The organism is Yersinia sp. 22-579, assembly GCF_030433455.1.
GTDB lineage: Bacteria > Pseudomonadota > Gammaproteobacteria > Enterobacterales > Enterobacteriaceae > Yersinia > Yersinia enterocolitica.
In genome coordinates, this window is record NZ_JAUJTZ010000013.1 from 17892 (window position 1) to 43449 (window position 25558).

Below are 25558 nucleotides of genomic sequence, written 5' to 3' on the forward strand. Positions count from 1 at the left end.
ACATGCAACTAACCCTGATACTTCAGCGGTGCAGAATCACTTATCTCGGATTCTGCATCATCGGATAGCGCTAAATCGTCCTCAGGTTGATTTTCCAGACTGGCTTTCTCAGCCAGTGTTGGACTAATAGGCCGTTTTACCTCGACCCCCAGAGTACGAAAACCTTCAACTTGCCCTATCAGGTTACCACGGCCTTGCGACAGTTTGTTCATTGCCTGACGATAACTTAACTGTGCTTTATCGAGGCTTTGCCCCAACGACTCCATATCATCAACAAATAAACGTAATTTGTCATAGAGTTTGGCGGCTCTCTCCGCAATTCGTTGCGCATTTTGGCTTTGATGCTCGTAGCGCCATAAATTGGTAATAGTTCGTAAAGCCACCAGCAATGTTGTCGGACTAACCAACATAATATTGTGCTGTAGCGCTTCACTGATCAACTCAGGCTGACGGTCAATAGCCACCAAAAACGCAGGTTCAACGGGAATAAACATCAATACATAATCAAGCGAACGTAAACCAGGAAGTTGCTGATAATCCTTGCGACCCAGCATCCTGATATGCGCACGTAGTGACGATAAATGCTCACTTAATGCCGCTTCGCGCTCAATATCATCTTCACTGTTAAAATAGCGCTCATAGGCTGTCAGTGACATTTTAGCGTCAATAACAACATCTTTACCCTGCGGCAAGCGCACAATGACATCTGGCTGCATACGGCTATTAGTATCAATCTTTACACTAACCTGGGTTTGATATTCATAACCCTCGCGTAACCCCGAAGCTTCAAGTACCTTAGCTAAAACGACTTCACCCCAGTTTCCCTGGGTTTTATTATCCCCTTTGAGGGCCTTGGTCAGGTTTAGAGCTTCCCGCGCCATTTGAGCATTGAGCTGCTGTAAGCTACGGATTTCATGGGTTAAAGTATGGCGTTCACGAGCCTCTTGCCCAAAGCTATCCTGTACCTGTCTTCGGAAACCATCTAGCTGTTCCCGTAGAGGTAACAGTAAGCGATCCAAGCTTTGCTTATTTTGTTCATCTGCCCGACGGCCAGTTTGTTCAAAGATGCGATTTGCCAGATTTTCGAACTGAGTGGTTAGTCGTTGCTCACTATTAAGAAGCAGGCGTTGCTTCTCTTCTGCAGTCAGCCGTGTTTCTTCCAAACGAATAGTCACTTCGCGTAGTTCAGCTTCTTGCGCGCTATTGACTTCTCGTTGCGCTCGTAATTCTTGATTGAGCTGCTCACATTCATTGCGCCAATGAGCTAATTGTTGCAGTTTTTCAGCATTTGCCGCGAGCTGGCTGTGCAAATTACGCTGTTCTAATTCACTTTGTCGCAATTGCTGTTCATTGCGTTGCAAAAGGGCCTGCAATTCTAGAGTGTTTTGCTGAGACTGTTGCAATGACTGCTCCAGCAACCGCCGCTCAATATCCTGCTGTGCTTTATTGCGCTGCTGAGACAAACTGGCAATCAGCCAACCTATAAGCCCACCAAGCAGGCAGCCTCCCAGCCCATAAAATAAACTGATATCCACGGTTATCTCCCCATTAACCTAATGTCAGTCAAGGTAAGGGGATACTGTATGGATGTCCAGAGTGTTTTTCCGTTACATCCCATCTTGCGAAGCTGCGCGCATAAATAATAAGCAGATAAAAAACCGCTTATTTTACGACAAAGAAATGGGTTAAAACTGTCAGCCACAAAATATGGAGCAGCCTCAGAACTCATGCAAAGTTAATCTATCCAGTGAGATAGCCACTGAATACCAAAAGCACCAGGGGCAAGAATACCGAATGCCCAAATGATGGCAGATGTGATATTAGCCAACTGGAAATAGAATTTTGGCATAGCACATATTCCGGCGACTAACGGGACAACTGCGCGCAGTGGGCCAAAGAAGCGGCCAATAAAAGCACCAAAGAACCCCCAGCGCTCAAAGAAAGCATGGCCGCGGACGAGTAGCTGAGGGTTACGGGAAAGAGGCCACAGTGTGCCGACGCGATCTTTATAATGATCGCCAATCCAATAGGAGAGCCAGTCGCCAAAAAAAGCCCCTGCTACAGCAGCGGCCCAAATCGGCCAGAAGGAAATCCCACTTTCACCGATTAATGCGCCTAGTCCAAGCAAGATAACCGTGGCGGGTAGCAGTAAGGAAAGAAAGGCTAGCGACTCACCAAAAGCGAGAATAAACACGATAGGCATTGCCCATGTTTCATGTTCACGAACAAAATCAATAACTATAGTAATGACGTCATTTAAGGTCACAGGCATTTTCCTGTTATCAATACAGTAGCCATTAGCATACTCAATGTGTCGACATTTTTACTTAACAAAAAATAAACGGCCGGGAGATTCCGACCGTTTATCAGGACTAAAGCTATCGATTTAGGATATCAGGCGTTGGCAGTAACCACCTTATTGCCAGCCATCTCAGCTGATCTACGAATCCACAGCTCGCGCCATTTTTTCAGTGCTGATATCAGGATAATGACACCCAATGTCATCATGATGATAGAGATGATGCCATTAAACAGGTTGTAACCTTTCGCTGCTGAATTGAAGTACACGTGGGTGATCATCCAGTAACCAGCATAGTTTACGGTGACAAACAGGTAAGCCAATGGAATCACACAAGTCAGCATGTAAATCCGTTTGGTTGCCAGACGCAGAATAATAGTGGCACCGATAATCAAACCAACAGAAGCCATTAGCTGATTTGATACACCAAACAGCGCCCAGACTGAGTTGATATCACCAGAGTTAAGAAGGTAACCCCACAGCGCACAAGCAATAACACTGCATGCTAATGTGCCCGGCAACCAATCAGTACGTTTTAATGGAGCCCAAATATCGCCCAAGAAATCTTGCAGCAGGTAGCGAGCAACACGGGTACCTGAGTCAACAGCTGTCAGAATGAATACAGCTTCAAACATCACAACAAACTGGAAGAAATAAGCGGCCAGACTACTAAACCACGGCACACGAATGAAGATATCCGTCATACCCACAGCTAAGGTGACAGCACCGCCGGTACGACCATATAAATCTAAGCCAATTTCCTGACTCAGTTTTGGTAGATTAACCACTTCCATGCCCAGCACACTCCAGGCTTCGGCTGAAGAGTTAATCGCGAAGTAGTCAGCAGGATGCAGAGATGTTGCAGCGATCAAGGCCATGACCCCGACCATACACTCGGCCAGCATCGCACCAAAACCAACGGGTAAGATGTCACTCCATTTATCGATTTGTTTTGGTGTAGTACCTGAACCAATAAACGCGTGGAAACCAGAAATAGCGCCACAGGCAATGGTAATAGAGATAAATGGCCAAACTGGGCCAGCCAGAACCGGGCCACCGCCGTGGATAAACTGTGTTACTGCTGGGAATTGAATTTCAGGGTTAATAAATACAACGCCAACAATCAGTGCACCGAATACGCCGATTTTCATAAAGCTGGAGAGATAACCGCGAGGGGTCAATAACATCCAGACAGGTAGAGCCGTAGCGAAGAAAGCATACATTGGAAGAATGATACTGACGGTATCTGCTTTCAGCATGAGCCATTCGCCAAGCCAAGTATGTTCAATATAAGGGCCGACGAACACGCACACCATAATGGCGGCGATACCAACATAAGAAGCCCCTTTCATGCTGCCGGTCATGCGTTCCCATAAGCCAACACAAATCGCGATAGGGATTGTCATGAACACCGCGAAAGTACCCCAAGGGTTACGTTCCAGCGCATGTACTACAACCATTGATAACCCAGCCATAGTAATAGTAATTATAAATAGCATCGCCAGACCGGTACACCAGCCCGCGACTGGCCCGAGTTCTGATTTAGCCACTTCAGATAGGGATTTACCCTGATGTTTCATCGAAGCGAACAGCACAACGGTATCGTGAACGGCACCGCCGATAACACAACCAATCAATAACCACAGGAAGCCAGGTAAATAACCATACTGGGCCGCCAATACAGGGCCAACTAAGGGACCAGCCGCAGCAATGGCTGCAAAGTGGCTACCAAAGTTCACCCATTTTTTAGTTGGGACGTAATCTTTACCATCTTCAAAGGTGTGGGAAGGTGTTACTTCACTGTCATCGACGCGCAGGACCTTACGAACAAAAAAGATACCGTATAAACGGTAGCAGATCACAAGGACACACGCTGAGGCGATAACAAAGGTAATCGCATGTTGCATGAGCATTCTCTCCAGGGAATTTGTCAGGCGTTAACATACGCCTGCTCCCCAAGAGAAATATCAGCGAATTGGTTAAGCGGTAGTTTGCATCATTAAACGGTTAAAAAGAGCCACTTAGTGGCTCAGACTGCTGACAAACTTCGATAACTCGATCTTGGCTGGTGAGGACAGGTAGAAGAGTAAAGCGTGCGCGCCAGGGACGGCGCGGCTCGAGCCCCCAGGGAAGCTTGTTTTAACAAAAGAAGTATGGCGTCTTTACGAACTGCTTGTTTTCACCGTTACGGGCACTTTGTCATTAACCTCAGCCACTTAGTAGTGGCTCAATACAGGAGGAATAAGAAGATCAATCTCTTGGTAAACGATTACTCCAGGAAATATGACTGCAACTTTTCGCGCTCAATGCTGCCAAGACCAAATTCCTGCTGTAGCCATTGCTCGCGGCTCCCGTAACGCTCTTGAATACATCGCAGTGCAGTTTGAATAAACTCTTCTCGAGCCGACAATACAAATGCAAACTGCCCTAGCGCCTGAGAATTTAGTTTTAATGCCAATTCCGCCAGCATGTGTTCACGGAAAGGTGCCAGTGTTGTTTCAGTCAACAGGTAATCTTCCAATACCGTCGATTCATCAGCGCCTAAAGCAAACAACACCAAAGCCGAACCCACGCCAGTGCGGTCTTTCCCGACGGCACAATGCTGTACCACGCCAGCAGCTGCATGCTCTGGTGAGGCACTATTTTGTAGCAAACTGACTAACTGTTTATAAGCTTGATTATTAAATGGCAGGCGACGGTACAGCTCTAACATGAATGCTCTGGCATCAAATGTTGCTAACGTCTCGTTAGTCAGTTTTTCCAGATTGGCGTTAACTTCACTGCTGAGGGGGTTGGCTGGAATATTGTGATAACTGGCACCTTGCCACACAATATCGGGCTTAGCCTGAACTTCATCCGCATCGCGGTAATCAAGGATTTGAGCGACAGAGCCGCTGCTAAGAACAGCACAATCTTTGGTGCTCAAACGGTCAAGTGATCCTGAACGAAACAATAACCCGCGCTTAATACGCCGGCCATCGGCAACGACGTTACCACCAAGATCACGGAAGTTAATACCACCATCCAGTGGCAGTAGGGAAGGATGAGATAGAGCGGATGTCGTCATGTTTTCCTCTTATTTTACTGTCCATTATAAGAACTATGACATTAACAGATAATCAGCCGAAAAAAAGAACGGGCCAGTAAACTGACCCGCTCATTTGGTATTCATTGATTCGCTTATTGCGGGTTTTACCCATAGGCCGCTGTATTACAGCAGGCGACGAGCCGCCTCAACGACGATTTTTACTGCGTGGCTTTCAGTCGCTTTCATGGTTTCTTCGTTCGGGATCTCTTGCTGGGTGCGGTTAACAATCACACCTGCGACCATACCGGCACGCAAGCCTTGGCTAGCACACATTGTCAGCAAAGTGGCAGATTCCATTTCATAATTCATCACGCCCATAGATTGCCATTCTTCCATAGAACCTTTAAAGCGGCGAACAACACGTCCAGAGTATGTATCGTAACGTTCCTGCCCTGGATAGAAAGTATCTGAAGACGCGGTAACGCCAATATGAGTCGTCGCACCGACTGATTTAGCCGCGTTAACTAATGCCGTGGTGCAATCAAAATCAGCCACCGCCGGGAATTCCATTGGTGCAAAGTGCAAGCTGGCACCGTCTAAACGCACCGCTGCGGTGGTGACCAATACATCACCAACATTAATATGTGGCTGAATAGCACCTGTAGTACCAATACGTAGGAACGTCCGCACACCAAGTTGTGCCAACTCTTCAACTGCAATAGAAGTTGATGGGCCACCAATACCGGTTGAGCAGACAATCACAGCTTTGCCATCGAGTTCGGCACGCCACGAAGTAAATTCACGATGTGAAGCCAGATGCACTGGGTTATCCATCAATTTAGCGATTTTCTCAACACGCTGTGGATCACCCGGAACGATCGCCAGAGTCGCCCCTTGCAAATCATTTTTAGTCAGGCCCAAGTGAAAAACGTCTGATTTAGCCATGTGTGAGACTCCTCTTTCATGAGAGATGTTATGTCCGTCATACTTCAAGCTGCATATGCGTTGGCTACGTTTAATCCCCAGAATCACTTGCTTATGTAAACTCATCGGAATTAATTCACTTACCGCCTTCCTGCAACTCGAATTATTTAGGAATATAGGGAGGTACAAAGGAATACTTTACTCAAAATCATCACATAATTTCGTGACGACAATCACCTTGATAAAAGAAATGATAAATACAAATACATTAAAAATGTGATTTAAATCACACATTAAGACTGTATAGCCTGAAATTTATACAAACACCGCCCACCGCAGTAGTGATTTATATATGAATATCAATAGTAGGACTCATTGAGCAATGTTGGATGAATATCTTGTTATCAGCGACTGACTTATCTACCGTACTCATGCCGCAATAAAATGCTTAATTACTGTAAACCTCATCTCATTAATCCCAAAGATTACCTATAGTTAAAGTCGTCAACAGCAAATACCAAGGGCGATGGATAGCTCAACCCAATAAGATTTTACCGAGTCATACTTTCCTCATTTCATAAGGAGACCACCATGAAAACTGATCAATCTATGACTCTCAGGCAGGCGACAAGCGGATTCACACCCGCAGTAGATCCTCTGGCCTCGACGATCCGCCATACCGATCAACAAGGTATTCACTGCACAGAAACTACCATCCCATCTCAAGGCGATGAGTTGCCAGCTTATATTGCCAAACCGGCCCAACACTCGGGGCCATATCCTGTGGTGATTGTTGTGCAGGAAATCTTTGGTGTGCATGAGCACATTCAAGATATCTGCCGCAGATTGGCAAAGCAGGGTTATCTGGCCATTGCTCCTGAGCTGTTTTTCCGCCAAGGTGATGCCAAAGAATATGATGATATCAATGCGTTAGTTAAAAACTTGGTTAGTAAGGTACCCGATCGACAAGTCATGGTAGATCTTGATCATACTGCCCACTGGGCATCGCGCCACGGTGGCGACACCAGCAAATTAGCCATTACTGGTTTTTGCTGGGGTGGGCGTATTGCATGGCTATATGCCGCCCATAATCCACAATTAAAAGCCGCAGTGGCCTGGTATGGCAAACTGGTAGGAGAAAAAACTTTACTGTTACCAAGATATCCGGTTGATGTTGCCATCGACCTTAGCGCCCCCGTGCTGGGGCTGTATGGTGGTAAAGACGGTAGTATCACGCAAGAGCATATCGATACCATGCGTCAGGCATTGCGAGCAGCAAATGCTGATGCCGAAATCATTGTTTATCCAGATGCAGGGCATGCCTTTAACGCTGATTACCGCCCAAGCTACCACGAAGAATCGGCACTGGATGGCTGGCAGCGCATGCTTGATTGGTTTGCGCAGCACGGAGTCGCAGCGAATCCTATTAACGAAGATGATAAATAACAGCCATAAAAAAGGGCGCAAGATATGCGCCCAAAGTTTCACAACACAGAGTAAACCGTTATTAATCAGACTTGTTCTTCACGCAGACGTTGTGCTGCCAGTACCATGTTTGCCAGAGCCTGGCGGGTTTCCGGCCAACCACGGGTTTTCAGGCCACAGTCGGGGTTAACCCACAGACGTTCCGCCGGGATACGCTGGGCCGCTTTGCGCAGTAAAGCTTCAATCCATTCCACACTTGGCACATTCGGCGAGTGAATATCATAAACACCGGGACCAATTTCATTCGGATACGCGAAATCTTCAAATGATTCCAACAGTTCCATATCTGAGCGGGAGGTTTCGATGGTAATCACGTCAGCATCCAGCGCAGCAATGGAATCCATGATGTCATTGAATTCGCAATAACACATATGGGTGTGAATCTGAGTATCGTTTTGCGCAACCGCAGCATTCAATTTAAAAGCATCAACCGCCCACTGTAGATAAGCTTGCCAGTCAGTACGGCGCAGAGGTAGGCCTTCACGCAGCGCTGGTTCATCTATCTGGATGATACCGATACCGGCTTTTTCCAGATCTTCCACTTCATCACGCAGTGCCAACGCAATTTGCTTCGCGATGGTTTCGCGGCTGACATCTTCACGTGGGAATGACCAACACAGAATAGTCACCGGCCCAGTCAACATGCCTTTTACCGGTTTATCGGTAAGTGATTGAGCATATTTCGCCCATTCAACGGTGATGGCTTCAGGGCGGCTGATATCTCCAATAATCACTGGTGGCTTAACGCAACGTGAACCGTAGCTCTGTACCCAACCATTTTGTGTAAAGACAAAACCGTCCAGATGCTCGCCGAAATATTCCACCATGTCATTACGTTCAGCTTCGCCATGAACCAACACATCCAGCCCCAAACGTTCCTGTTCAGCAATAGCTTGTTTGATGTGTTCGCTAATACCGGTGCGGTAGTTTTTACCATCCAGGCGGCCTTGCTTGAAGTCCAAACGCAAGCCACGGATCTCGGTCGTTTGTGGGAATGAGCCGATGGTCGTGGTCGGCCAGGCCGGTAAGTTAAAGCGCTTACGTTGGGCAGTTGCACGTGCTTCGTAAGGTTGTTGGCGTTCAATATCTTGCGCGGTGATCGCCGCCAAACGCTGTTCTACTTGCGGATTATGCACACGGCTGGAAGCGCGACGAGCACGAATTGGTGCACTATAAGCCGCTAATTCAGCCAGTTTGGCTTCACTTGGTGCATTCAATGCCTGGGTCAACAGCGCCAGTTCGGCACATTTTTGCAGGGCGAAAGCAAACCAGCTCTTCACTTCAGCATCAAGACGCGTTTCTTCACTTAAATCAATTGGGCTATGCAATAAGGAACAAGAACTCCCCAGCCACAGCGGGCGGCTATTCACCAACGGTTGCAAGCGCTCAAACCAGTGACTCAGATCGGCACGCCATACGTTACGGCCATTGATAACGCCCAGTGATAGCAACCACTCTTGCGGCAATGTTGCATTCAGCTCAGCAATATCATCCTGACCGGCAACCACATCAACATGCAGCCCTTGCACTGGCAGAGCGCGGATAATGTCGAGGTTATGACCGATACTGTCGAAATAGGTGGTCAGCAACAATTTAACCTGACCTTGCAGCGCTTGATAAGCCGGTTGATAAGCATCCAGCCACTCTGGTGGCAATTCCAGCACCAATGCCGGTTCGTCAATTTGCACCCACTCGATACCGCGTTTGGCCAATTCACCCAACACTTGCTGGTAAACCGGCAGAATGTCATTCAATAATGACAAGCGATCAAACTGCTCACCTTTCACTTTACCCAGCCACAGATACGTTACCGGGCCAAGCAGTACCGGCTTGATTTTGTGACCTAATGCTAATGCTTCATCCACTTCATCCAACAGCTGAGTCCAGCCCAGTTTGAACTGCTGACCTTGTTGGAACTCTGGCACCATGTAGTGATAATTGGTATTAAACCACTTGGTCATTTCTGCCGCAGCTGCCGGTGTACCGGTTGGTGCTCGGCCACGGCCAATGCGGAATAAGGTATCTAAATCAATCGAACCATCAGCATTCTGATGGCGTTCCGGGACGTTACCTAACAGCAAACTAGTGGTCAGAACATGGTCATACCAGGCGAAATCACCGACTGGCACTAAATCAACGCCAGCTTGCTGTTGCTGTTGCCAATGGCGGGCGCGCAATTCACGACCCACATTGAGCAATTCTTCTTGCGTGGAGTTGCCTGCCCAGTAACTTTCTTGTGCTTTTTTCAGTTCACGTTTCAGACCTACACGCGGAAAACCCAGTGTGTGATTTAAAATTGTCATCGTCTTATTTCCCATTTAGCCATCCAGATGTTTACACATCCATAATCAGCAGGTACTGTATTAATCACAAGCGCAATTTGCTCACTGTCACTGTGAAGGACTCTCATGATCGAACTGAAACACTTACGCACCCTGCAAGCTCTGCGTAATACCGGCTCACTGGCTGCAGCAGCAACACAACTTCATCAGACTCAATCGGCGTTGTCCCATCAATTCAGTGATCTGGAACAGCGCCTCGGTTTTCGTCTGTTTGTGCGTAAAAGTCAGCCGTTACGTTTCACAACGCAAGGTGAGATCCTGTTGCAGTTGGCGGAACAAGTGCTGCCGCAAATCAAGCAAGCGCTGCAAACCTGCAACGAACCACACCAAACTGCGCTGCGTATCGCCATCGAATGCCATAGCTGTATTCAATGGCTGACACCTGCTCTGGATAATTTCCACAAAAGCTGGCCGCAAGTGGCGATGGACTTCAAATCAGGCGTGACTTTCGATCCACAACCAGCCTTGCAGCAAGGGGAGTTGGATCTGGTGCTGACATCGGATATTTTGCCGCGCAGTGGCCTGCACTATTCGCCGATGTTTGATTTTGAGGTGCGTTTGGTATTGGCACCTGACCATCCATTAGCCAATAAAGCTCGCATCGAGCCGGAAGATTTGGCACAAGAAGTGTTGATGATTTACCCGGTGCAACGCCAACGGTTGGATATCTGGCGGCATTTTCTGCAACCGGCGGGGATCAATCCCGCATTGAAAAATGTTGATAACACCTTACTGCTGATTCAAATGGTCTCAGCACGAATGGGGATCGCCGCCCTGCCACACTGGGTGGTAGAGAGCTTCGAACGTCAGGGGCTGGTGGTGACGAAAACACTGGGAAATGGTTTGTGGAGCCGGTTATACGCTGCCGTCCGAGATGGAGAACAGCGCCAACCGGTCACTGAAGCTTTTATTCGTTCGGCCCGGCAACACGCTTGCGAGAGTCTGCCGTTTGTAAAGAATGCGGAGCGACCCAACACCGGTGTACCCATAGCGAGGCCATTATCACAATTGCCCCAATGATAAAGCTGGGCCAATGGGGCTTTTCTTGCCAAATGGCCAGATTCACCAGTAACCCAGCCGGAACATGCACGTTATTCATGATACCCAGAGTGCCGGCATCGACTTGTGTCGCACCATAGTTCCACATGAAGTAGCCCAAGGCCGAAGCCCCGACACCCAGCCAAACCAGCACCCCCCACTGCAACGGCGTGGTGGGCAGTTTTTGTGGATTGCCGAAAGCAAACCAGGCAATGACAGCGACCATCAAAGCACCAACATAGAACCATGAAAAGGCCACATGCTGCGGGATAGGATGGACTTCCATCAAGCGTTTGTAGCCCACCTGTCCGATGGCAAAACAGATATTTGCCGCCTGAACCAGAACCAATCCCCACCAAAAATGTTCACTGAGATGGTCATAACGGATGATTGCCGCCCCAGCCACAGCCAACAAAGCGCTGAGGGCATAGCCCCACCGCAGCCGCTGGCGGCGCAGCAAATCATAGATTAATGTGACATACAGCGGTGTCATCACGGTGAACAGCAGAAACTCCGGTACCGTCAAATAGAGATACGCACGGAAGCTGAACAAGTACATGATACCCAGTTGGATTGCGCCCACCGTCATATACAGCACAATCACCCGCCAATTGATATTGCGCCAACGCAGGAAAGGCAAGAAGACCAGCGCTGCCAACCCGACGCGCATAAGCACAGAGAACCAGCTGTCCACCTGACCGGCCAGATATTCGCCAATCAGGCTAAAAGAGAACGCCCACAAGATAGTGGTAATAATCAGTAACAACACAATAATTGGCTCTTTGAGGTGATAAAGCGCAATTGTAACGGAAGTTGAACACTAATTATTAGCAAAGACAGTTTACATGTGAACAATAATAAACCAAACGAATGATATCCACTATCAGGAATGCCATTCGTTGGAGAAAACGCATTTTCTGCTGTTAAGACATCCCGACACCAATAATGGTCAGAATCAGTGGGGTCGTCACCGCCGCGAGCACCGTGGACATCACTAAACTGGCGGCGGCGGGGCCGGTCAGCACATTAAATTGGCGCGACATCAGATAGACGTTTACACCCGTTGCCATTGACCCGAGCAATACCACCACCTGTGTTTCCAGCGCGGGTAAATTCATTGCCCACGCCAGCGCCCATATCACCATCGGCTGTACTATCAGTTTCAGAAAGCAGATAGCACTGCTGATTTGCCAGCCCTCACTCACGCGATATTCCGCCAACCCCATGCCCAGCACAATCAATGACAGCGGCGGAGCCACCTGCCCCAGCATAGTGACCGGTTGGTCGATAAATTGCGGCAATTGTAAACCGGTCAGGCTAAATAAAGTACCGGATATGATCCCGATAATCAGGGGGTTAGTCAGTACACTACGGGCGGTTTTCGCAAACCCGGCTAACGTTGGTGAGCCATTGCGCGCCCACTCCACGGAGATAGTGACTAATGTCCACAAGATCAATCCGTTAAATACCAATACCAACGCCACTGCGGGAATAGATTTTTCTCCCAGCATAATGGTGGCAATGGGTAGCCCCAGCATCACGTTATTGGAAAAAATCCCCCCGAGGGCAAATACCGAGCCGGATACACCATCCAGATGAAATACCCGGCTGGCGATGATTCGCCCGATAACAAAGACCACCAGACAGCTGCCAAAAAAGGCAATCAACAAGCGGGCATCTACCGCAGGGCGTTCAGAGAAATCGCACATCATACGAAACAGCATGGCAGGTAACGCGAGGGAAAAGACAAAACGGGTCAAGCCATCGGTGATGGTAGATGGCCATTTACCAAATCGAACCAAACCGTAGCCCAGTGCGAGTAGAACAAACAGCGGCGAAGACAAAACAATCTGGTGCCAGAGCGAAATAACAAAGGCGGGCATGGTTCACTTCCTGTCAAGCCGGGCCAGGTCAGCCCGTAAATGTAAGAATGACTGACCGCTCTGTTTCCTTTTCTGTTTATATCAAAGTCATTGGAGTTACAGGTAGGCAGCAAGCTAACGCCCCTGTGGCTTCAAGGACGAGGATACTATATCAAAGTCATTGGCGTTACAGGTAGGCAGCAAACGAGCACATCCCGATGAGCATACACAAGTATGTGATTCGGGTGAGTGAGCGCAGCTAACGCCCCAGTAGCTTCAAGGACGAGGATATATCAAATCTATACGGTCAGTACAGACACAGTCAACGCCCCAATTTAACAATTCCTGCGCCCGCGCGGGTTGGTTGACGGTATAAACCAAAATACGCAGCCCTGCGGCTTTGAGTAACGCCACCCGCTCGGCTGTCAGTTGTTTGTGGTTGATATGCAAAGAAACGCAATCCAACTCGCGAGTCATCGCCTGCCAGTTATCATCCCATTTATCCAGCAATAAGCCGCGCGGCAACTCAGGTGCTGCCTGCTGCGCTGCCACTAATGCCTCATACGAAAAAGAGGATAATAACGGTGGAATCGCCTGACCTTGCCATAATAAGCGAGCAGCTAAAGCAATGGCCCGGCCGGTCGGGGTTTCAGCCCCGGTGGTCGGTTTAATTTCAATATTTACCGCCATACCATACTGGGCACAACGGGCCGCCACCTCAGAGAGCAATGGCAGGCGCTCACCACGAAATGCGGTGCTATACCAATCACCGGCATCCAGCTGAATCAGCTTTTCCCAAGGTAAATCTCCGGCCACGCCCCAGCCATTGCTGGTGCGATCCAGCGTGTCGTCATGCAGTAGAAATATCTGGCCGTCTTGCGATAACTTGGCATCAAACTCAATCATCTTGTGGCCGTGACGCGCGCCGACATCAATCGCCGCCAGCGTATTTTCTGGCGCTAATGAACCGCCACCGCGATGAGCAACAATCGTTGGATAAGGCCAGTTTTTACTCATGATTCCATCCGTAGTCCGCTTTCTGAATCAAAAAAGTGCAGCGCCGCAGGTGGCAGATACAAGTGCAATATACTGCCCGCCGCGGGCATCTCTTCATGGGATAAACGGGCGATCACACTCTGCCCCCCCCACTGCCCGTGCGCTAAATTATCCGCCCCCAACAATTCGAGCGTTAATAGAGTCATAGGCACACCCTGCGCTGAGGTTTTTTGCTGAGATACTGTTGGCTGAGATGCCGTTTGCTGAATATGCTCCGGACGGATACCCAGGGTCAAGCGCCGATCTGCCCATTGTGGCCGTGGAACCTCCAGCGGCAAAGTCATTCCGTCCGCTAAAATAAAGGCTCGCCCATCCGGGCTGACGGTGCCAGCTAATAGGTTCATCGCCGGTGAGCCGATAAAGCTGGCAACAAATAGAGTCGCAGGTCGTTGATACACTTCACTTGGCGTACCAATTTGCTCCGCCACGCCTTTGTTCATCACAATCACCCGCTGGGCCAGCGTCATGGCTTCAACCTGATCATGAGTGACATACAAACTGGTGGTTTTTAATCGCCGATGTAACTGTTGCAGCTCAAGGCGCATCTGTACCCGCAGCTTGGCATCGAGATTGGACAGCGGCTCGTCGAATAGGAACACCGCCGGTTCGCGCACAATGGCGCGGCCCATCGCAACCCGCTGGCGCTGACCGCCGGATAACTCGCGCGGTTTGCGTTTGAGCAGTGGCTCTAGTTCCAAAATACGAGCGGCTTCATCCACACGTAGGCGAATCTGCTCTTTGCCAAAACCACGGATTTTCAAGCCATAAGCCATATTGTCAAACACGCTCATATGGGGATATAGCGCATAGTTCTGAAACACCATGGCGATGCCACGATCTTTGGGTTCCATATCCGTCACCCGCAGATTATCGATATAGATATCTCCGCTGGTGGTACGTTCTAGCCCTGCGACCATACGCAGCAATGTCGATTTACCGCAACCGGACGGGCCGACCATCACGATGAATTCACCATCAGCGACATCTAAATCAATTTGCTTTATTACTGGCGTCACGCCGTCATAAGATTTGGTTACTGCTTGAAGCTTTAAACATGCCATATCAGATTACTTCTCACTGTCTACCAGGCCGCGTACAAACCAACGCTGCATCAGAAGGACCACCGCGACCGGTGGAATTAAAGTCAAAATCATTGCTGCCATCACCTGATTCCACTGAGTTGGAGCGCCCGAACTGGAAATCATGCTTCGGATCCCCGCTACCGCCGTCCCCATAGAAGCATCACTGGTAATCAGGATTGGCCAGAGATATTGGTTCCAACCATAGATAAAAGTGATAACAAACAGCGCTGCCAAATTGGTTTTTGATAGCGGCAAAACGATATCCCAGAAAAAGCGCATAGCACCCGCCCCATCAATGCGCGCTGCTTCCAATAGCTCATCTGGCAAGGTCATAAAGAACTGGCGGAATAAGAAAGTGGCGGTAGCGGATGCCATCAGCGGTAGAGTCAGACCGGTGTAGCTATCTAGCATATTCAGGTTGGCGATCACCTGAATCGTCGGGAAAATTCGCACTTCAACCGGCAGCATTAGGGTGAGGAAAATTAGCCAGAAGAACAGGTTACGTAGCGGGAAGCGGAAATAGACGATGGCATAGGCAGACAGCATCGATACCGTGATTTTGCCGACGGTAATCGCCAATGCCATCACAAAGCTATTAAACAGCATCAAGCCAAAAGGTGCGCTGTTATTGCCCACACCAGCATGCCAAATATGGCTGATGTTCTGCCATAAATGCGGGCCAGGAATCAGCGTCATTGGCACCTGGAACACCTGGGTGTCATCCAGAGACGCCGCGACAAAGGCCACGTACAGCGGGAACAGAATCAACAGCACGCCGATAATCAGCATGACGTGGCAAAAGATATCCAGCCCACGGCGATTCTCAATCATTGGTAACGCACCTTACGCTCAACAAAGCGGAACTGGATAACCGTCAGGCCAATCACCAGCAACATCAGAACAACCGACTGAGCCGCTGAACTGGATAAATCCAACCCGGCAAAACCTTCGCGGTAAATTTTATAAATCAGAGTGGTGGTCGCCTGCATCGGGCCACCGCCTGTTGCGGCATCAATTACCGGGAAAGTATCGAAGAAGGCATAGACCAGATTCACCACCAGCAGAAAGAAGCTCACCGGTGAAATCAGCGGCAAGACCAAATTGAAGAAGCGGCGCACTGGCCCGGCTCCGTCAATGGCTGCGGCTTCAACTAATGAGCGCGGGATGGATTGCAGTGCAGCAAGGAAAAATAAGAAGTTATAACTGATTTGCTTCCACACCGACGCCAATACCACCAGGAACATCGCCTGCCCACTATTTTGGGCGTGATTCCAGTTGTAACCGAGTGAGGCCAGAAAATGAGTGATCAACCCCAGACCGGGATTGAACAAAAAGATCCACAACACTGCCGCCACGGCAGGGGCTACGGCATAAGGCAGAATCATTAAAGTTTGATAGATACGGCTGCCGCGCAGCACATAATCCACCATCGCCGCCAGAAATAGCGACACCACTAAGCCAATTCCCGCCACCAGCGAGCTAAAAATCAGTGTGGTGTAAAATGAAGCCAAATAATATTCATCGTGAAACAGCGCAATAAAGTTACTCAGCCCAACAAATTCGCTGGAAAGGCCGAATGGATCGAGCATTTGTACCGAATACCACAGTGCTTCACCGGCGGGCCACAGGAAGAAAACGGCGGTAATAGCCAGTTGCGGTAATACCAGCAGGTAAGGTAACCAACTACAGGAAAAACCGGGACGGGAAGATGACATAAAATTAACCGTTTATCGAACAAGATGCTAATGGCAACACAGAGTCATTGGCCTGACGAATACGGCCAGTTTGGGTGCCAAAACATCTCACTCAAACTGGCTGGTAAAGTAGCCAAATAATATTACTTGTTGGTTTGCTCGAAACGACGCAGCAACACATCACCTCGTGACACAGCGGTATCTAATGCTTGCTGTGGCGTTTTCTTGCCAGTCCAAACACCTTCCAGTTCTTCATCCACCACCGTGCGAATCTGTGGCATATTGCCCAAACGCAAGCCCTTGGTGTACGGCAATGGCGGCTTGTTCAGCATTTGGCGAGTAGCAACATCAGCGCCTGGATTCTTGTCATAGAAGCCCTGTTGCTTAGTCAACTCATACGCGGCAGTGGTGATAGGCAAGTAGCCTGTCTTCTGGTGCCATTCAGCAGCAATTTCCGGCTGGGTCAGGAATTGTAGGAATTCAGCTACGCCCTTATAAGTATCTTTGTCTTTACCATCCATCACCCACAGGCTGGCACCACCAATAATGGCGTTTTGTGGCGCATTTTTGGCATCCGCGTCATAAGGCATCATGCCCACACCGTAATTAAATTTGGCGTAATGGCGTATATCCGCAAGTGATCCGGAAGAGGCGGTGGTAATAGCACAATCACCGTTATAGAACTTGGCAGTCGATTCATCTTTACGACCAAAATAGGTGAAATCACCTTTCTTGTTCATATCAGACAGCAATTGAATATGCTTAACTTGCAAAGGCTTATTGAATTCCAATACCGCATCGGTGCCATCAAAACCATTATTACGGCTGGCAATTGGCTGACCATGCCACGCACTGAAGTTTTCAATTTGAATCCACCCCTGCCAGCCGCTGGCATAACCACAACTTGATCCCGCAGCACGTAATTTAGCGGTATCTTCGGCCAATTCTTGCCAGGTTTTAGGCGGTTGATCTGGATTCAAACCCGCTTTTTTGAAAGCATCTTTGTTGTAATACAACACCGGCGTAGAGCTGTTAAATGGCTGAGATAATAAGTGGCCAGTTTTAGCATCAGTGTAATAACCCGCAACCGTCGGGACGAAAACCGATTCATCAAAATTAATATTGGCGTCTTTAAATACCTGGAATACCGGCTTAATCGCCTTACTCGCCATCATGGTGGCGGTGCCAACTTCATAAACCTGCAAAATAGCTGGCGCTTTCCCTGAACGGAAAGCAGCAATGCCCGCCGCCAGACTTTGTTCATAGTTGCCTTTATAGACCGGCACAATTTTATAATCGCTATGCGACTGGTTAAAGCGATCAGCTAACGAGTTAACTTCTACGCCTAACTCCCCTTCCATCGAGTGCCAGAAAGGAATCTCAGTTACCGCCATCGCATTGGCACTGAATGCCAAGGTCAGCGCGACACAAATCGACGTTTTACCAATAGAATTGTTAAACATATCTGGCCCCTGAATAAATCTGTATGGCCCATCACAATGAATTACGCGGATGAGCGAAATAAATCAGTTTTTGTTCGGAAGCAAACATGACACCTTTTCATGACAGAAATATAACCTTCATATGACAGGAAAGTGACAAAACAATGAAAATACCGGGTCAAACATGTGTCAGACAAGTTAATCTTTTAAATAACACTTATTAGTCAATAATGACTGTTTATTTCCTTAAAAAACAAACCCGACATAAAAATAATCGTGAAATTAATTAAACTTAAACGTCAATCAATCATTAATAATATACATCAAGCATAATAATATATTATTTATCACATTGAATAATAGAATGATGAAAACCAAATAAAATAGGACCAACTCTTACTTGAAGTAATGCCATTTAAAATGTTAGTGTTCTTCCCGGCTTCGGAGAGGTGTATTAACGCAACTATTTAACGCCCTCGTTATCATTGCCATATACACATAAGCCACTCGCATTATTAATTCCTTTCCATTTATGGATAAGGTTTTCATATAACACATAACGGACTATCGGATATTTACGATGAAAAAGACACTACTTTCAATTATGACTATGGCAGCACTAGCTAGTAGTACTGTTGTTTGCGCAGTACCAATGCATAAAGACATACCAATTACAGCAGAGATCCATAGCTCCATCTCTGTGACAAAAAATGGTGGTGATCAACTTAATAATATTGAGTTAGCATACGACTCTATAGCTAATGATGGTACATTCGAATATACCGAGGATATTACAATACAAAGTAACTCGGGTTCTAAAGTAAGAATAAAGCTCAGAGAACCTCTAACTATAGAAAATGATCAAGGTGCGCTTAAAGGATTTGATGATATTATAGTTAGGATAGGAGGAACTGAGTTAGCTACTGTCGATAAAACTTTTTTATTAAATGGTCATAATCAGACTAATAATAAACTAGTTATCCGGGCTAAAAAACCCGGAGATGCTGTATCAGGTGAAATATACACTGGGACTCTTGCTCTTGCTATCGAAGATGACATCTAATTAAGTAAATGTTGTAACTTTTATAGTTAATATATACAGCCAGCCAGGGGCTAACCTCTGGCTGCGATCCCAATTTAGTAAAATATATCGATTAATAGTATTAATAAAACTATTCATATAAAAATGTATTTATCAGAATGTACATATTGTCATTATTGAATGATGGAATGGAATCCTATGACAAATAACGCAATAATTAGAAAAATAAATTCATTTATTTTTCTAATTAGCATAATTAATTCAGCTTGTGCAGAAGATATAACCATTGAATATTTAGTTCCCGCTGGTTTTTCTGCCGCTGAAGAACATAATACACTGCAATTATTGGGTATATTAGACGGGAAACCACTGCCTAGCCCGCTGTTCTTCTCAGAAGAAAAGCAACAATTAAGCTTTGTTCAACAACAATATCGCGATAACCATATTGATGAATCTGCCATTGCATTATTAAGCGATATTTTACCGCAAATTCCTTATTTACAATGCCAAAATGGTTGTGACTATATCTTATCGAATCATCGTGTCACCGTAGATAAAGTCAATCATGTTGTTACCATATCCAATAACAGCAATCGATATTTTATGCCGGTAACCACTTGGGGGCTGGTACATAACCAATCCTTTGATCTGCGTATGACCGCCAAAAATTACCGCGCTATTTCCGCGCGAGGGCAAGGATATATTGGTTTGCCTTTTCAATCCTTTGGCTTTGTAAATTGGTTCTATAACGCCACTCGAACCAAAAATAATTACGCATTCGACAATCAATCACAATATCAGCAACAAACCCAGGTGGGCATCGGCAGTTGGTATCTACAAAAGAACTTTCAAGCACACTATTTGCGGGCTGGTCGGCAAAACAATCTTGATAACAGCGCGGGTAGCATTCACACCCTAATCTACCCGTCTTTAGACCAATTCGTTACTCTGGGTAGCCAAAGCTATTTAGCCATTGATAAACCTTCGGCAGGCAGTTTAGTGCTGTATGCCACCAGCGAGGGTGATTTTGAAATTTACCGCGATGGTCAACTGATCCGCCGTATTCCAGCCCAACTGGGCCGTAACGAAATTGATTACAGCCAACTGCCCGGTGGCTATTACACCGCTGAGATTCGTTTAGTGGATCGCACCGGAAAAGTCATCAATCAGGAAAGTCAGACCATCAGTAATATTGGTACACAAACCAATAATGGCTGGTTCCTGACCCTTGGCAAAGGTGCTGTGCGTAACAGTAGTCATCCTCATCTGATGCAATTTGGCCGCAGCATGAACCTGAAAAGTCTGCAAACTAATGTCACGCTACTAAAAGACACCGCCAGCCACTGGGCCGCAGAAGGTAATGCCTCGCATCCTTTGGGCGTTTCCAGTCTGGATATCACCCCAACGCTGGGAATAATGTCAGGTGAAAAACACAGTGGAGGATATTTACGCTTAACCGGTGGGAACTCTGATTTAGGGTATGCATCGGTTGCTCGTTACCAAACACCAGATGTCTCAATATACGCACCAAACGCGGGCAGCACCTCAGCCTCTTATAGCCGTCGTTTTGGGCCAACCCAACTAAGTTATCAATTCAATCAATATAAAAATAGCACTCAGCACCGTATTCAAAGTCGCTGGAACTGGCGGCGACCACAATATGGCATTGCTCTGTCACTCGGCGTGCAAAAGGGCGGCCAATGGAACAGCCAAAATAATTACGGCGTATTTCTCAATACCACTCTGTCTTTCCTCAAAAGTAGCGCCAGTATCAACAGTGCCTATACCCGACAACAGTTGACAACCAGTGCCAGCTATCAAAAAGAGTTTAGTGATAACTACGGCACCAGCACTTTTGGTATTAATGGCAGCACCAGTGGGAAAAGCAATAGCGTGGGTAGTTTTGCCAGTCGTAGAGGCAGCCGTGGCGATGTCTCGGCACGTTTTGGTATTGATAATAAGATAGCCAATGGTGGATTCAGCTATAACGGCATGCTGGCTATCGGCCCCCAAGGTATTGCACCAGGCCGCAGTAGCTACAGTGGCACCGCATTACTGATAGAAACACCGGATCTGGCGGGTACTCCTTATAGCTTCAATGCAGAAGGGCACCCAATAACTGGCGGCGGTACCTACGCAATACCCATTCCCCGCTACCAAGACAGTTTGTTCATCCGCACCCATAGCAATCGCAGTGATCTGGATATGAACATTCGGTTGCCGGTCAATATCGTGCGCGCTCATCCGGGCCAGGTCTTTTCCAGCAAAGCAAACATCACTTTAGATCTGCTTTATAACGGTTTTCTTAAAGACTCACAGGGGCAGCCAGTGAGTGGAGTTATTCAGGAAACCGGTGATAGCGTTCACCCCAATGGGCTGTTTTCTATCCAATCGGGCGTGATACTCAAAAATATCACGATTCAAAGTGCTTCTGCTCGTTACCGCTGCGATATGCGCCAGCAACACAATCACATTTACCTCTGTCATTTGGATTAAAATCAACAGGAATGGTCATGAAATACGCTTATTTATTCTCCGCAATTGCCTTATTGGTTACTCCTATTGCAGCCACTTATGCGCAATTAGTGGCTATCCCCACCCGCACCACGGTAGAGGCGTTGGATCAGCACCGCACTGTGCAGGTGTATAACAGCGGGGATAAGCCACTTTATCTGGATATCACATTACAGCGCGTCGATAACCCAGGAGTCAGTCCAGAACTGAAAACACTGATCAGCGACATCACTCAACCTGAAATGATTTTTAATCCTAATCGCATTACCTTAGGGCCGAAGCAAAAACGCGACATTAAGCTATTACCTCTGAAAGCACCCGCTCAGGAAACACTTTATCGCCTATATATCAATCCAGTGGTCGATATTAAAGCGGTTAACAAAAAAGAGGATGATAAGAAAATTCATGCTCCCGTGACCATCAGTATTGGCTACGGAGTACTTATTCATCATGTTCCCCCTCTGGCTGCACAAGCTCGTCACTGGCAGCATCAATGTTCACCTGATGGCACAATTGTCCTCAACTCCACCGGTACCGTTCATAGCAAATTTACACAGTTAAAATCGGGTGATAACCCAAAACTGACAGATAGCCTAAATCTCTACCCTGGCACCCCAGTCACTTTGTCAGCCAAACAACTTACCGGTGAGGCAGATAATGAAACCTTTACTGTGCATTGCGGCTAGTTTCCTGCCTCTTGGGGCTTTTGCTGCCATAAATATTCAGCCACATGTACAGGAAGTGCAGCAGGAAAGTGCGGTGGTCACAGTCACTAATCATGGCGCTGAAGCTGAATACGTCACCGTGCAACTGTATAAGCTCAATAACCCCGGTGAACCACCTGAACAGGAATTATTAACGCCGGTCGGCGAGCAACTGCAACCCGCCCTGTTTGCTGCCCCGGCCAAAATGACTCTTGGGCCGAAGCAGAGTGGGAAGATACTGCTTAAAGCGCTGAGTACGCCGGATAAAGAGCAAGTTTATCGATTAGCGGTTATACCGGTAAATAGCCGGAAAGTGACTGGAAATGGTGTTGTACTGGGGGTGCAACTCAGTTATATGGGGTTGATCCGGCACCTGCCAGCATCCCAACAGTACCAATGGTCACACCGCTGCATCAATGGTGCGGTGGAATTACACAATACCGGCAATACCCGCCTGCAGTGGTATCAATTAGAAGCTCGGGGGCACGTTATTGATGATTTTAATCTTTATCCCGGTAAGCAACGGCAGTTGGCTGTCAGTGAAGTGAAGGGAATGGTCGAGGATAAAATTTTCCACTTGCGTTGCCCTGCTGGCTAAAATAAGGAACGCTATGAACACACTAAAAATTGCGCTGATATTACTACTCCCCTGGCAGGTGAAAGCCGATGTGATTCATCTGAAGGACAATATTCGCATCACACTTGAGGTCACCGCACAACCCAAAATCGAGGTTGAAACACCCAGTAGTATTAACCTAATAAGCAGCCCCAAGAACAATGGGCTTTATGCGGCTAGCGTCCCAATAGCTGTAACTCTGCGCCGGCAAGAAAGCTTCCGTGTTTCAGTCACACAACCGCTAATTCTCACCCGTGACTCCAGTGTTGCTCAGGAGTTTTCTCCTGCATTAATCTACTTTGCCTACAAGGTAGGTACAGGTATAGGTGCCGCAAAAAAAGAGTTATCGGAAACGCCAGAAACTTTCAATCTAGCTAAGACCACTTCAAGCCAGAGCAGAATAGATCTTTTATTAAATATTTACGCTCAGGCACCCGATGGGCCAGATATAGCCGGTCAATATCACGGCCAGCTAACATTATTGTTTGAAACAAATAGCTGAGATTAATAACGGACAGTCATGGAGAGACCATCAAGTGAATGTGAACTATAAGAAATTAATAATGGGGCTATTGTTATTAGCACAACTCCCAGCCGCCAACGCAAATAGTGGAAGTACCATCGATTACACTGGCGTTACTTATTCCACTTCGTGCTCGGTAAATTTATTAGATGATAACAGCGTGGAAGTCTCTTTTGTGGTGCAGCAACCGAACTTAACATTTGCACCAATATTTCAGAGAGATATGGCTAAATTACTAAAAATTCCACAACAAGATGCCCAACATATTATATTTAACCCCAATAGTGCTCGGCTCTCGCTCTATTTCTATCGAGCTGATGGTATGCGAGATTCATCTATCCAGTTAAGTAATATCAAAAACCTTTTATTCAATGGTATCGCCCCTGACTTATTGAATTCAAAAGAGAATACTCAGAAAATACAGTTCAATAGTCAATCATTAATATATAGTGATAACCCTCCCACCGCTAAGGTATCGTTCAATGTTCCCGCGCATACCCTAACGAATATCAGCATAGCGGCTACTGTCGGTGGCGAATTAAAGTACAAAGATCAATCTCACTCATTTCTTTCCTCACAAGGCGTTTCTTTTAGCCCTGATGGCAAGCTTTGCAGGAGCTTCTATCCTCAAGCAGATATCGCCCCAGAAGCGCTGAAAATTGATCCTGAATTTCGGATGGATTCAGCTGTCTGGGAATTAGCGCCTCTCGATCTGGATGAATTACTTGATAAAACTGCCAATAATCGCGGTTTACCGGCTCTATTTAATCCTTCCAAAAATAATCGTTTTTGTCTCCATTATCGCTCAATTACCACACGAAATACTCAATATATGATTAGTGCCAATAATGACAATAAATTAGCGCCAAACAATCAACATTTTCAGTTAAAAGAAGCAGAAGGAAATAGCTTTATTAACTACAAGGTAGAGCTACGCAGTAATGAGAATGCTGGAACAGATTTTGAGCTTCCCAAAGACAAAAAATATATTCAGTTGAAGAGCGATGATAATCAGGTGATGTCAGATATGTGCTGGGAACCGAATATAACACTTTTCAGCACTGACACTACTGATAAAGGCAGTTATAGCGATACACTGAATTTTACTATCACACCTTTGGCATAAAGAAATTAATAAGGCCCAGATCTGGGCCTTAGAAAATAATAAATCGAAAGAGTTGAATACTTAACCGCCCAAATAAGCTGAACGCACCGCTTCATTTGCCAGTAAAGCAGCGCCCGTGTCTTCTAGCACGATACGGCCATTTTCCAGCACATAACCACGGTCTGCCAACTTCAGTGCCTGATTCGCGTTTTGTTCAACTAAAAAGATGGTCATCCCCTCTTCTCTTAGCTGTTGAATAGTATCGAATATTTGCAAAATAATAATCGGTGCCAGCCCCAGAGACGGCTCATCCAGCAGCAATAACTTAGGCTGACTCATCAAAGCGCGGCCAATCGCCAACATTTGTTGTTCGCCACCTGACATGGTGCCAGCGCGTTGAACACGGCGTTCGAACAACCGAGGGAATAAGTCGTAAACCCGCTCGATACGCTGTTGATATTGCTGGCGATCAGCAAAAAAACCGCCCATCGCCAGGTTCTCTTCCACCGTCATACGGGAAAACACCCTGCGCCCTTCCGGCACAATGGCAATCGCCTCACGCATAATACGTGCCGTCTGCCAGCCGGTAATATCCTGCTCGCCGAAAATAATACTGCCTTCGGTGGCTCGCGGTTCGCCACACAATGTGCCCAACAGGGTGGTTTTACCCGCACCATTAGCACCAATCAATGTGACAATTTCACCTTGTTGGATGTGCAAACTAACCTGATGTAATGCCTGAATTTTGCCGTAATGGGCTGAAACTTGATTAAATGACAACATGTTAGGTTAATGCCTCGCC

22 protein-coding genes are annotated in these 25558 nt (G+C 47.1%); 8 read left to right on the forward strand and 14 right to left on the reverse strand.

The window, feature by feature from the left end; genetic code table 11:
• Positions 1 to 8: 8 nt before the first annotated feature.
• The 5 genes from rmuC to udp all read right to left on the reverse strand — a co-directional run bounded on the left by rmuC (position 9) and on the right by udp (position 6272).
• Positions 9 to 1535, reverse strand: coding sequence for a DNA recombination protein RmuC (gene rmuC / locus QSV56_RS15845; RefSeq protein WP_019084315.1), 1527 nt, complete (start codon positions 1533 to 1535; stop codon positions 9 to 11).
• A gap of 200 nt (positions 1536 to 1735) precedes the next feature.
• Positions 1736 to 2266, reverse strand: coding sequence for a DedA family protein (locus tag QSV56_RS15850; RefSeq protein WP_005176305.1), 531 nt, complete (start codon positions 2264 to 2266; stop codon positions 1736 to 1738).
• A 128-nt stretch (positions 2267 to 2394) separates the two neighbouring features.
• Positions 2395 to 4206 carry a carbon starvation protein A gene (locus tag QSV56_RS15855; protein ID WP_005165604.1) on the reverse strand — a complete coding sequence of 604 codons (1812 nt, stop codon included), beginning with the start codon at positions 4204 to 4206 and terminating at the stop codon, positions 2395 to 2397.
• A 362-nt stretch (positions 4207 to 4568) separates the two neighbouring features.
• The gene (locus QSV56_RS15860; RefSeq protein WP_011815367.1) at positions 4569 to 5366 is read right to left on the reverse strand and encodes a tyrosine-protein phosphatase; all 798 of its coding nucleotides are present in this window, start codon (positions 5364 to 5366) and stop codon (positions 4569 to 4571) included.
• A gap of 144 nt (positions 5367 to 5510) precedes the next feature.
• Entirely contained in the window at positions 5511 to 6272 is a 762-nt protein-coding gene (gene udp / locus QSV56_RS15865) for a uridine phosphorylase (RefSeq protein ID WP_019084316.1), read from the reverse strand.
• 570 nt (positions 6273 to 6842) lie between these two features.
• On the opposite strand from udp, the gene QSV56_RS15870 reads away from it, so the two are divergent.
• Positions 6843 to 7697 carry a dienelactone hydrolase family protein gene (locus tag QSV56_RS15870; RefSeq protein ID WP_019084317.1) on the forward strand — a complete coding sequence of 285 codons (855 nt, stop codon included), beginning with the start codon at positions 6843 to 6845 and terminating at the stop codon, positions 7695 to 7697.
• 65 nt (positions 7698 to 7762) lie between these two features.
• On the opposite strand, the gene metE is transcribed toward QSV56_RS15870, so the two are convergent.
• The gene (metE, locus tag QSV56_RS15875; RefSeq protein WP_050160486.1) at positions 7763 to 10039 is read right to left on the reverse strand and encodes a 5-methyltetrahydropteroyltriglutamate--homocysteine S-methyltransferase; all 2277 of its coding nucleotides are present in this window, start codon (positions 10037 to 10039) and stop codon (positions 7763 to 7765) included.
• A 105-nt stretch (positions 10040 to 10144) separates the two neighbouring features.
• On the opposite strand from metE, the gene metR reads away from it, so the two are divergent.
• Positions 10145 to 11098: an HTH-type transcriptional regulator MetR gene (gene metR, locus QSV56_RS15880; protein ID WP_050163269.1), complete on the forward strand. Its 954-nt coding sequence runs from the start codon at positions 10145 to 10147 to the stop codon at positions 11096 to 11098.
• Here metR and QSV56_RS15885 read toward each other — a convergent pair.
• From QSV56_RS15885 to ugpB, 7 genes are all read right to left on the reverse strand, one after another.
• Positions 10986 to 11885, reverse strand: coding sequence for a carboxylate/amino acid/amine transporter (locus QSV56_RS15885; RefSeq protein ID WP_050298864.1), 900 nt, complete (start codon positions 11883 to 11885; stop codon positions 10986 to 10988). The two genes, metR and QSV56_RS15885, sit on opposite strands and share 113 nt — an antisense overlap.
• Before the next feature lie 154 nt (positions 11886 to 12039).
• Positions 12040 to 12999: an AEC family transporter gene (locus tag QSV56_RS15890; RefSeq protein WP_019080156.1), complete on the reverse strand. Its 960-nt coding sequence runs from the start codon at positions 12997 to 12999 to the stop codon at positions 12040 to 12042.
• Positions 13000 to 13254: 255 nt separating this feature from the next.
• Positions 13255 to 13995 (reverse strand): glycerophosphodiester phosphodiesterase, encoded by a 741-nt coding sequence (ugpQ, locus tag QSV56_RS15895; protein WP_046050036.1) that lies wholly within the window; start codon positions 13993 to 13995, stop codon positions 13255 to 13257.
• Complete coding sequence (locus QSV56_RS15900) at positions 13992 to 15095, reverse strand: sn-glycerol-3-phosphate import ATP-binding protein UgpC (protein ID WP_046050035.1); 1104 nt, start codon at positions 15093 to 15095, stop codon at positions 13992 to 13994. Before QSV56_RS15900 ends, ugpQ begins: the two co-directional genes overlap by 4 nt.
• A gap of 6 nt (positions 15096 to 15101) precedes the next feature.
• Positions 15102 to 15947 (reverse strand): sn-glycerol-3-phosphate ABC transporter permease UgpE, encoded by an 846-nt coding sequence (ugpE, locus tag QSV56_RS15905; protein ID WP_019080159.1) that lies wholly within the window; start codon positions 15945 to 15947, stop codon positions 15102 to 15104.
• Entirely contained in the window at positions 15944 to 16831 is an 888-nt protein-coding gene (gene ugpA / locus QSV56_RS15910; protein WP_004703935.1) for a sn-glycerol-3-phosphate ABC transporter permease UgpA, read from the reverse strand. Before ugpA ends, ugpE begins: the two co-directional genes overlap by 4 nt.
• A 122-nt stretch (positions 16832 to 16953) precedes the next feature.
• Complete coding sequence (gene ugpB, locus QSV56_RS15915; RefSeq protein WP_019084323.1) at positions 16954 to 18273, reverse strand: sn-glycerol-3-phosphate ABC transporter substrate-binding protein UgpB; 1320 nt, start codon at positions 18271 to 18273, stop codon at positions 16954 to 16956.
• A 559-nt stretch (positions 18274 to 18832) separates the two neighbouring features.
• Here ugpB and QSV56_RS15920 point away from each other — a divergent pair.
• The 6 genes from QSV56_RS15920 to QSV56_RS15945 all read left to right on the forward strand — a co-directional run bounded on the left by QSV56_RS15920 (position 18833) and on the right by QSV56_RS15945 (position 24777).
• Positions 18833 to 19315: a CS1 type fimbrial major subunit gene (locus QSV56_RS15920; protein ID WP_046695560.1), complete on the forward strand. Its 483-nt coding sequence runs from the start codon at positions 18833 to 18835 to the stop codon at positions 19313 to 19315.
• Between the two features lie 162 nt (positions 19316 to 19477).
• Positions 19478 to 21790, forward strand: coding sequence for a TcfC E-set like domain-containing protein (locus QSV56_RS15925; RefSeq protein ID WP_072091603.1), 2313 nt, complete (start codon positions 19478 to 19480; stop codon positions 21788 to 21790).
• Positions 21791 to 21807: 17 nt separating this feature from the next.
• Positions 21808 to 22494: a molecular chaperone gene (locus QSV56_RS15930; RefSeq protein ID WP_301212975.1), complete on the forward strand. Its 687-nt coding sequence runs from the start codon at positions 21808 to 21810 to the stop codon at positions 22492 to 22494.
• Positions 22466 to 23110: a hypothetical protein gene (locus tag QSV56_RS15935; RefSeq protein ID WP_019080164.1), complete on the forward strand. Its 645-nt coding sequence runs from the start codon at positions 22466 to 22468 to the stop codon at positions 23108 to 23110. Before QSV56_RS15930 ends, QSV56_RS15935 begins: the two co-directional genes overlap by 29 nt.
• A gap of 13 nt (positions 23111 to 23123) precedes the next feature.
• On the forward strand, positions 23124 to 23630 hold the full coding sequence (locus QSV56_RS15940) for a hypothetical protein (RefSeq protein WP_046695561.1): 507 nt from the start codon (positions 23124 to 23126) through the stop codon (positions 23628 to 23630).
• A gap of 34 nt (positions 23631 to 23664) precedes the next feature.
• Positions 23665 to 24777 (forward strand): hypothetical protein, encoded by a 1113-nt coding sequence (locus QSV56_RS15945; protein ID WP_301212976.1) that lies wholly within the window; start codon positions 23665 to 23667, stop codon positions 24775 to 24777.
• 60 nt (positions 24778 to 24837) lie between these two features.
• Here the strand turns inward: QSV56_RS15945 and livF are convergent, their stop codons facing one another.
• Entirely contained in the window at positions 24838 to 25539 is a 702-nt protein-coding gene (livF, locus tag QSV56_RS15950; protein ID WP_019080167.1) for a high-affinity branched-chain amino acid ABC transporter ATP-binding protein LivF, read from the reverse strand.
• Between the last annotated feature and the right edge of the window lie 19 nt (positions 25540 to 25558).

Coding starts and splice junctions, on each gene's coding strand:
- metE (WP_050160486.1), bottom strand. CDS start 10,039: ATGACAATTTTAAATCACACACTGGGTTTTCCGCGTGTAGGTCTGAAA.
- ugpA (WP_004703935.1), bottom strand. CDS start 16,831: ATGTCATCTTCCCGTCCCGGTTTTTCCTGTAGTTGGTTACCTTACCTG.
- livF (WP_019080167.1), bottom strand. CDS start 25,539: ATGTTGTCATTTAATCAAGTTTCAGCCCATTACGGCAAAATTCAGGCA.
- QSV56_RS15890 (WP_019080156.1), bottom strand. CDS start 12,999: ATGCCCGCCTTTGTTATTTCGCTCTGGCACCAGATTGTTTTGTCTTCG.
- QSV56_RS15900 (WP_046050035.1), bottom strand. CDS start 15,095: ATGGCATGTTTAAAGCTTCAAGCAGTAACCAAATCTTATGACGGCGTG.
- QSV56_RS15860 (WP_011815367.1), bottom strand. CDS start 5,366: ATGACGACATCCGCTCTATCTCATCCTTCCCTACTGCCACTGGATGGT.
- udp (WP_019084316.1), bottom strand. CDS start 6,272: ATGGCTAAATCAGACGTTTTTCACTTGGGCCTGACTAAAAATGATTTG.
- QSV56_RS15935 (WP_019080164.1), top strand. CDS start 22,466: ATGAAACCTTTACTGTGCATTGCGGCTAGTTTCCTGCCTCTTGGGGCT.
- ugpE (WP_019080159.1), bottom strand. CDS start 15,947: ATGATTGAGAATCGCCGTGGGCTGGATATCTTTTGCCACGTCATGCTG.
- metR (WP_050163269.1), top strand. CDS start 10,145: ATGATCGAACTGAAACACTTACGCACCCTGCAAGCTCTGCGTAATACC.
- QSV56_RS15920 (WP_046695560.1), top strand. CDS start 18,833: ATGAAAAAGACACTACTTTCAATTATGACTATGGCAGCACTAGCTAGT.
- QSV56_RS15930 (WP_301212975.1), top strand. CDS start 21,808: ATGAAATACGCTTATTTATTCTCCGCAATTGCCTTATTGGTTACTCCT.
- ugpB (WP_019084323.1), bottom strand. CDS start 18,273: ATGTTTAACAATTCTATTGGTAAAACGTCGATTTGTGTCGCGCTGACC.
- ugpQ (WP_046050036.1), bottom strand. CDS start 13,995: ATGAGTAAAAACTGGCCTTATCCAACGATTGTTGCTCATCGCGGTGGC.
- QSV56_RS15940 (WP_046695561.1), top strand. CDS start 23,124: ATGAACACACTAAAAATTGCGCTGATATTACTACTCCCCTGGCAGGTG.
- QSV56_RS15855 (WP_005165604.1), bottom strand. CDS start 4,206: ATGCAACATGCGATTACCTTTGTTATCGCCTCAGCGTGTGTCCTTGTG.
- QSV56_RS15870 (WP_019084317.1), top strand. CDS start 6,843: ATGAAAACTGATCAATCTATGACTCTCAGGCAGGCGACAAGCGGATTC.
- QSV56_RS15925 (WP_072091603.1), top strand. CDS start 19,478: ATGGAATGGAATCCTATGACAAATAACGCAATAATTAGAAAAATAAAT.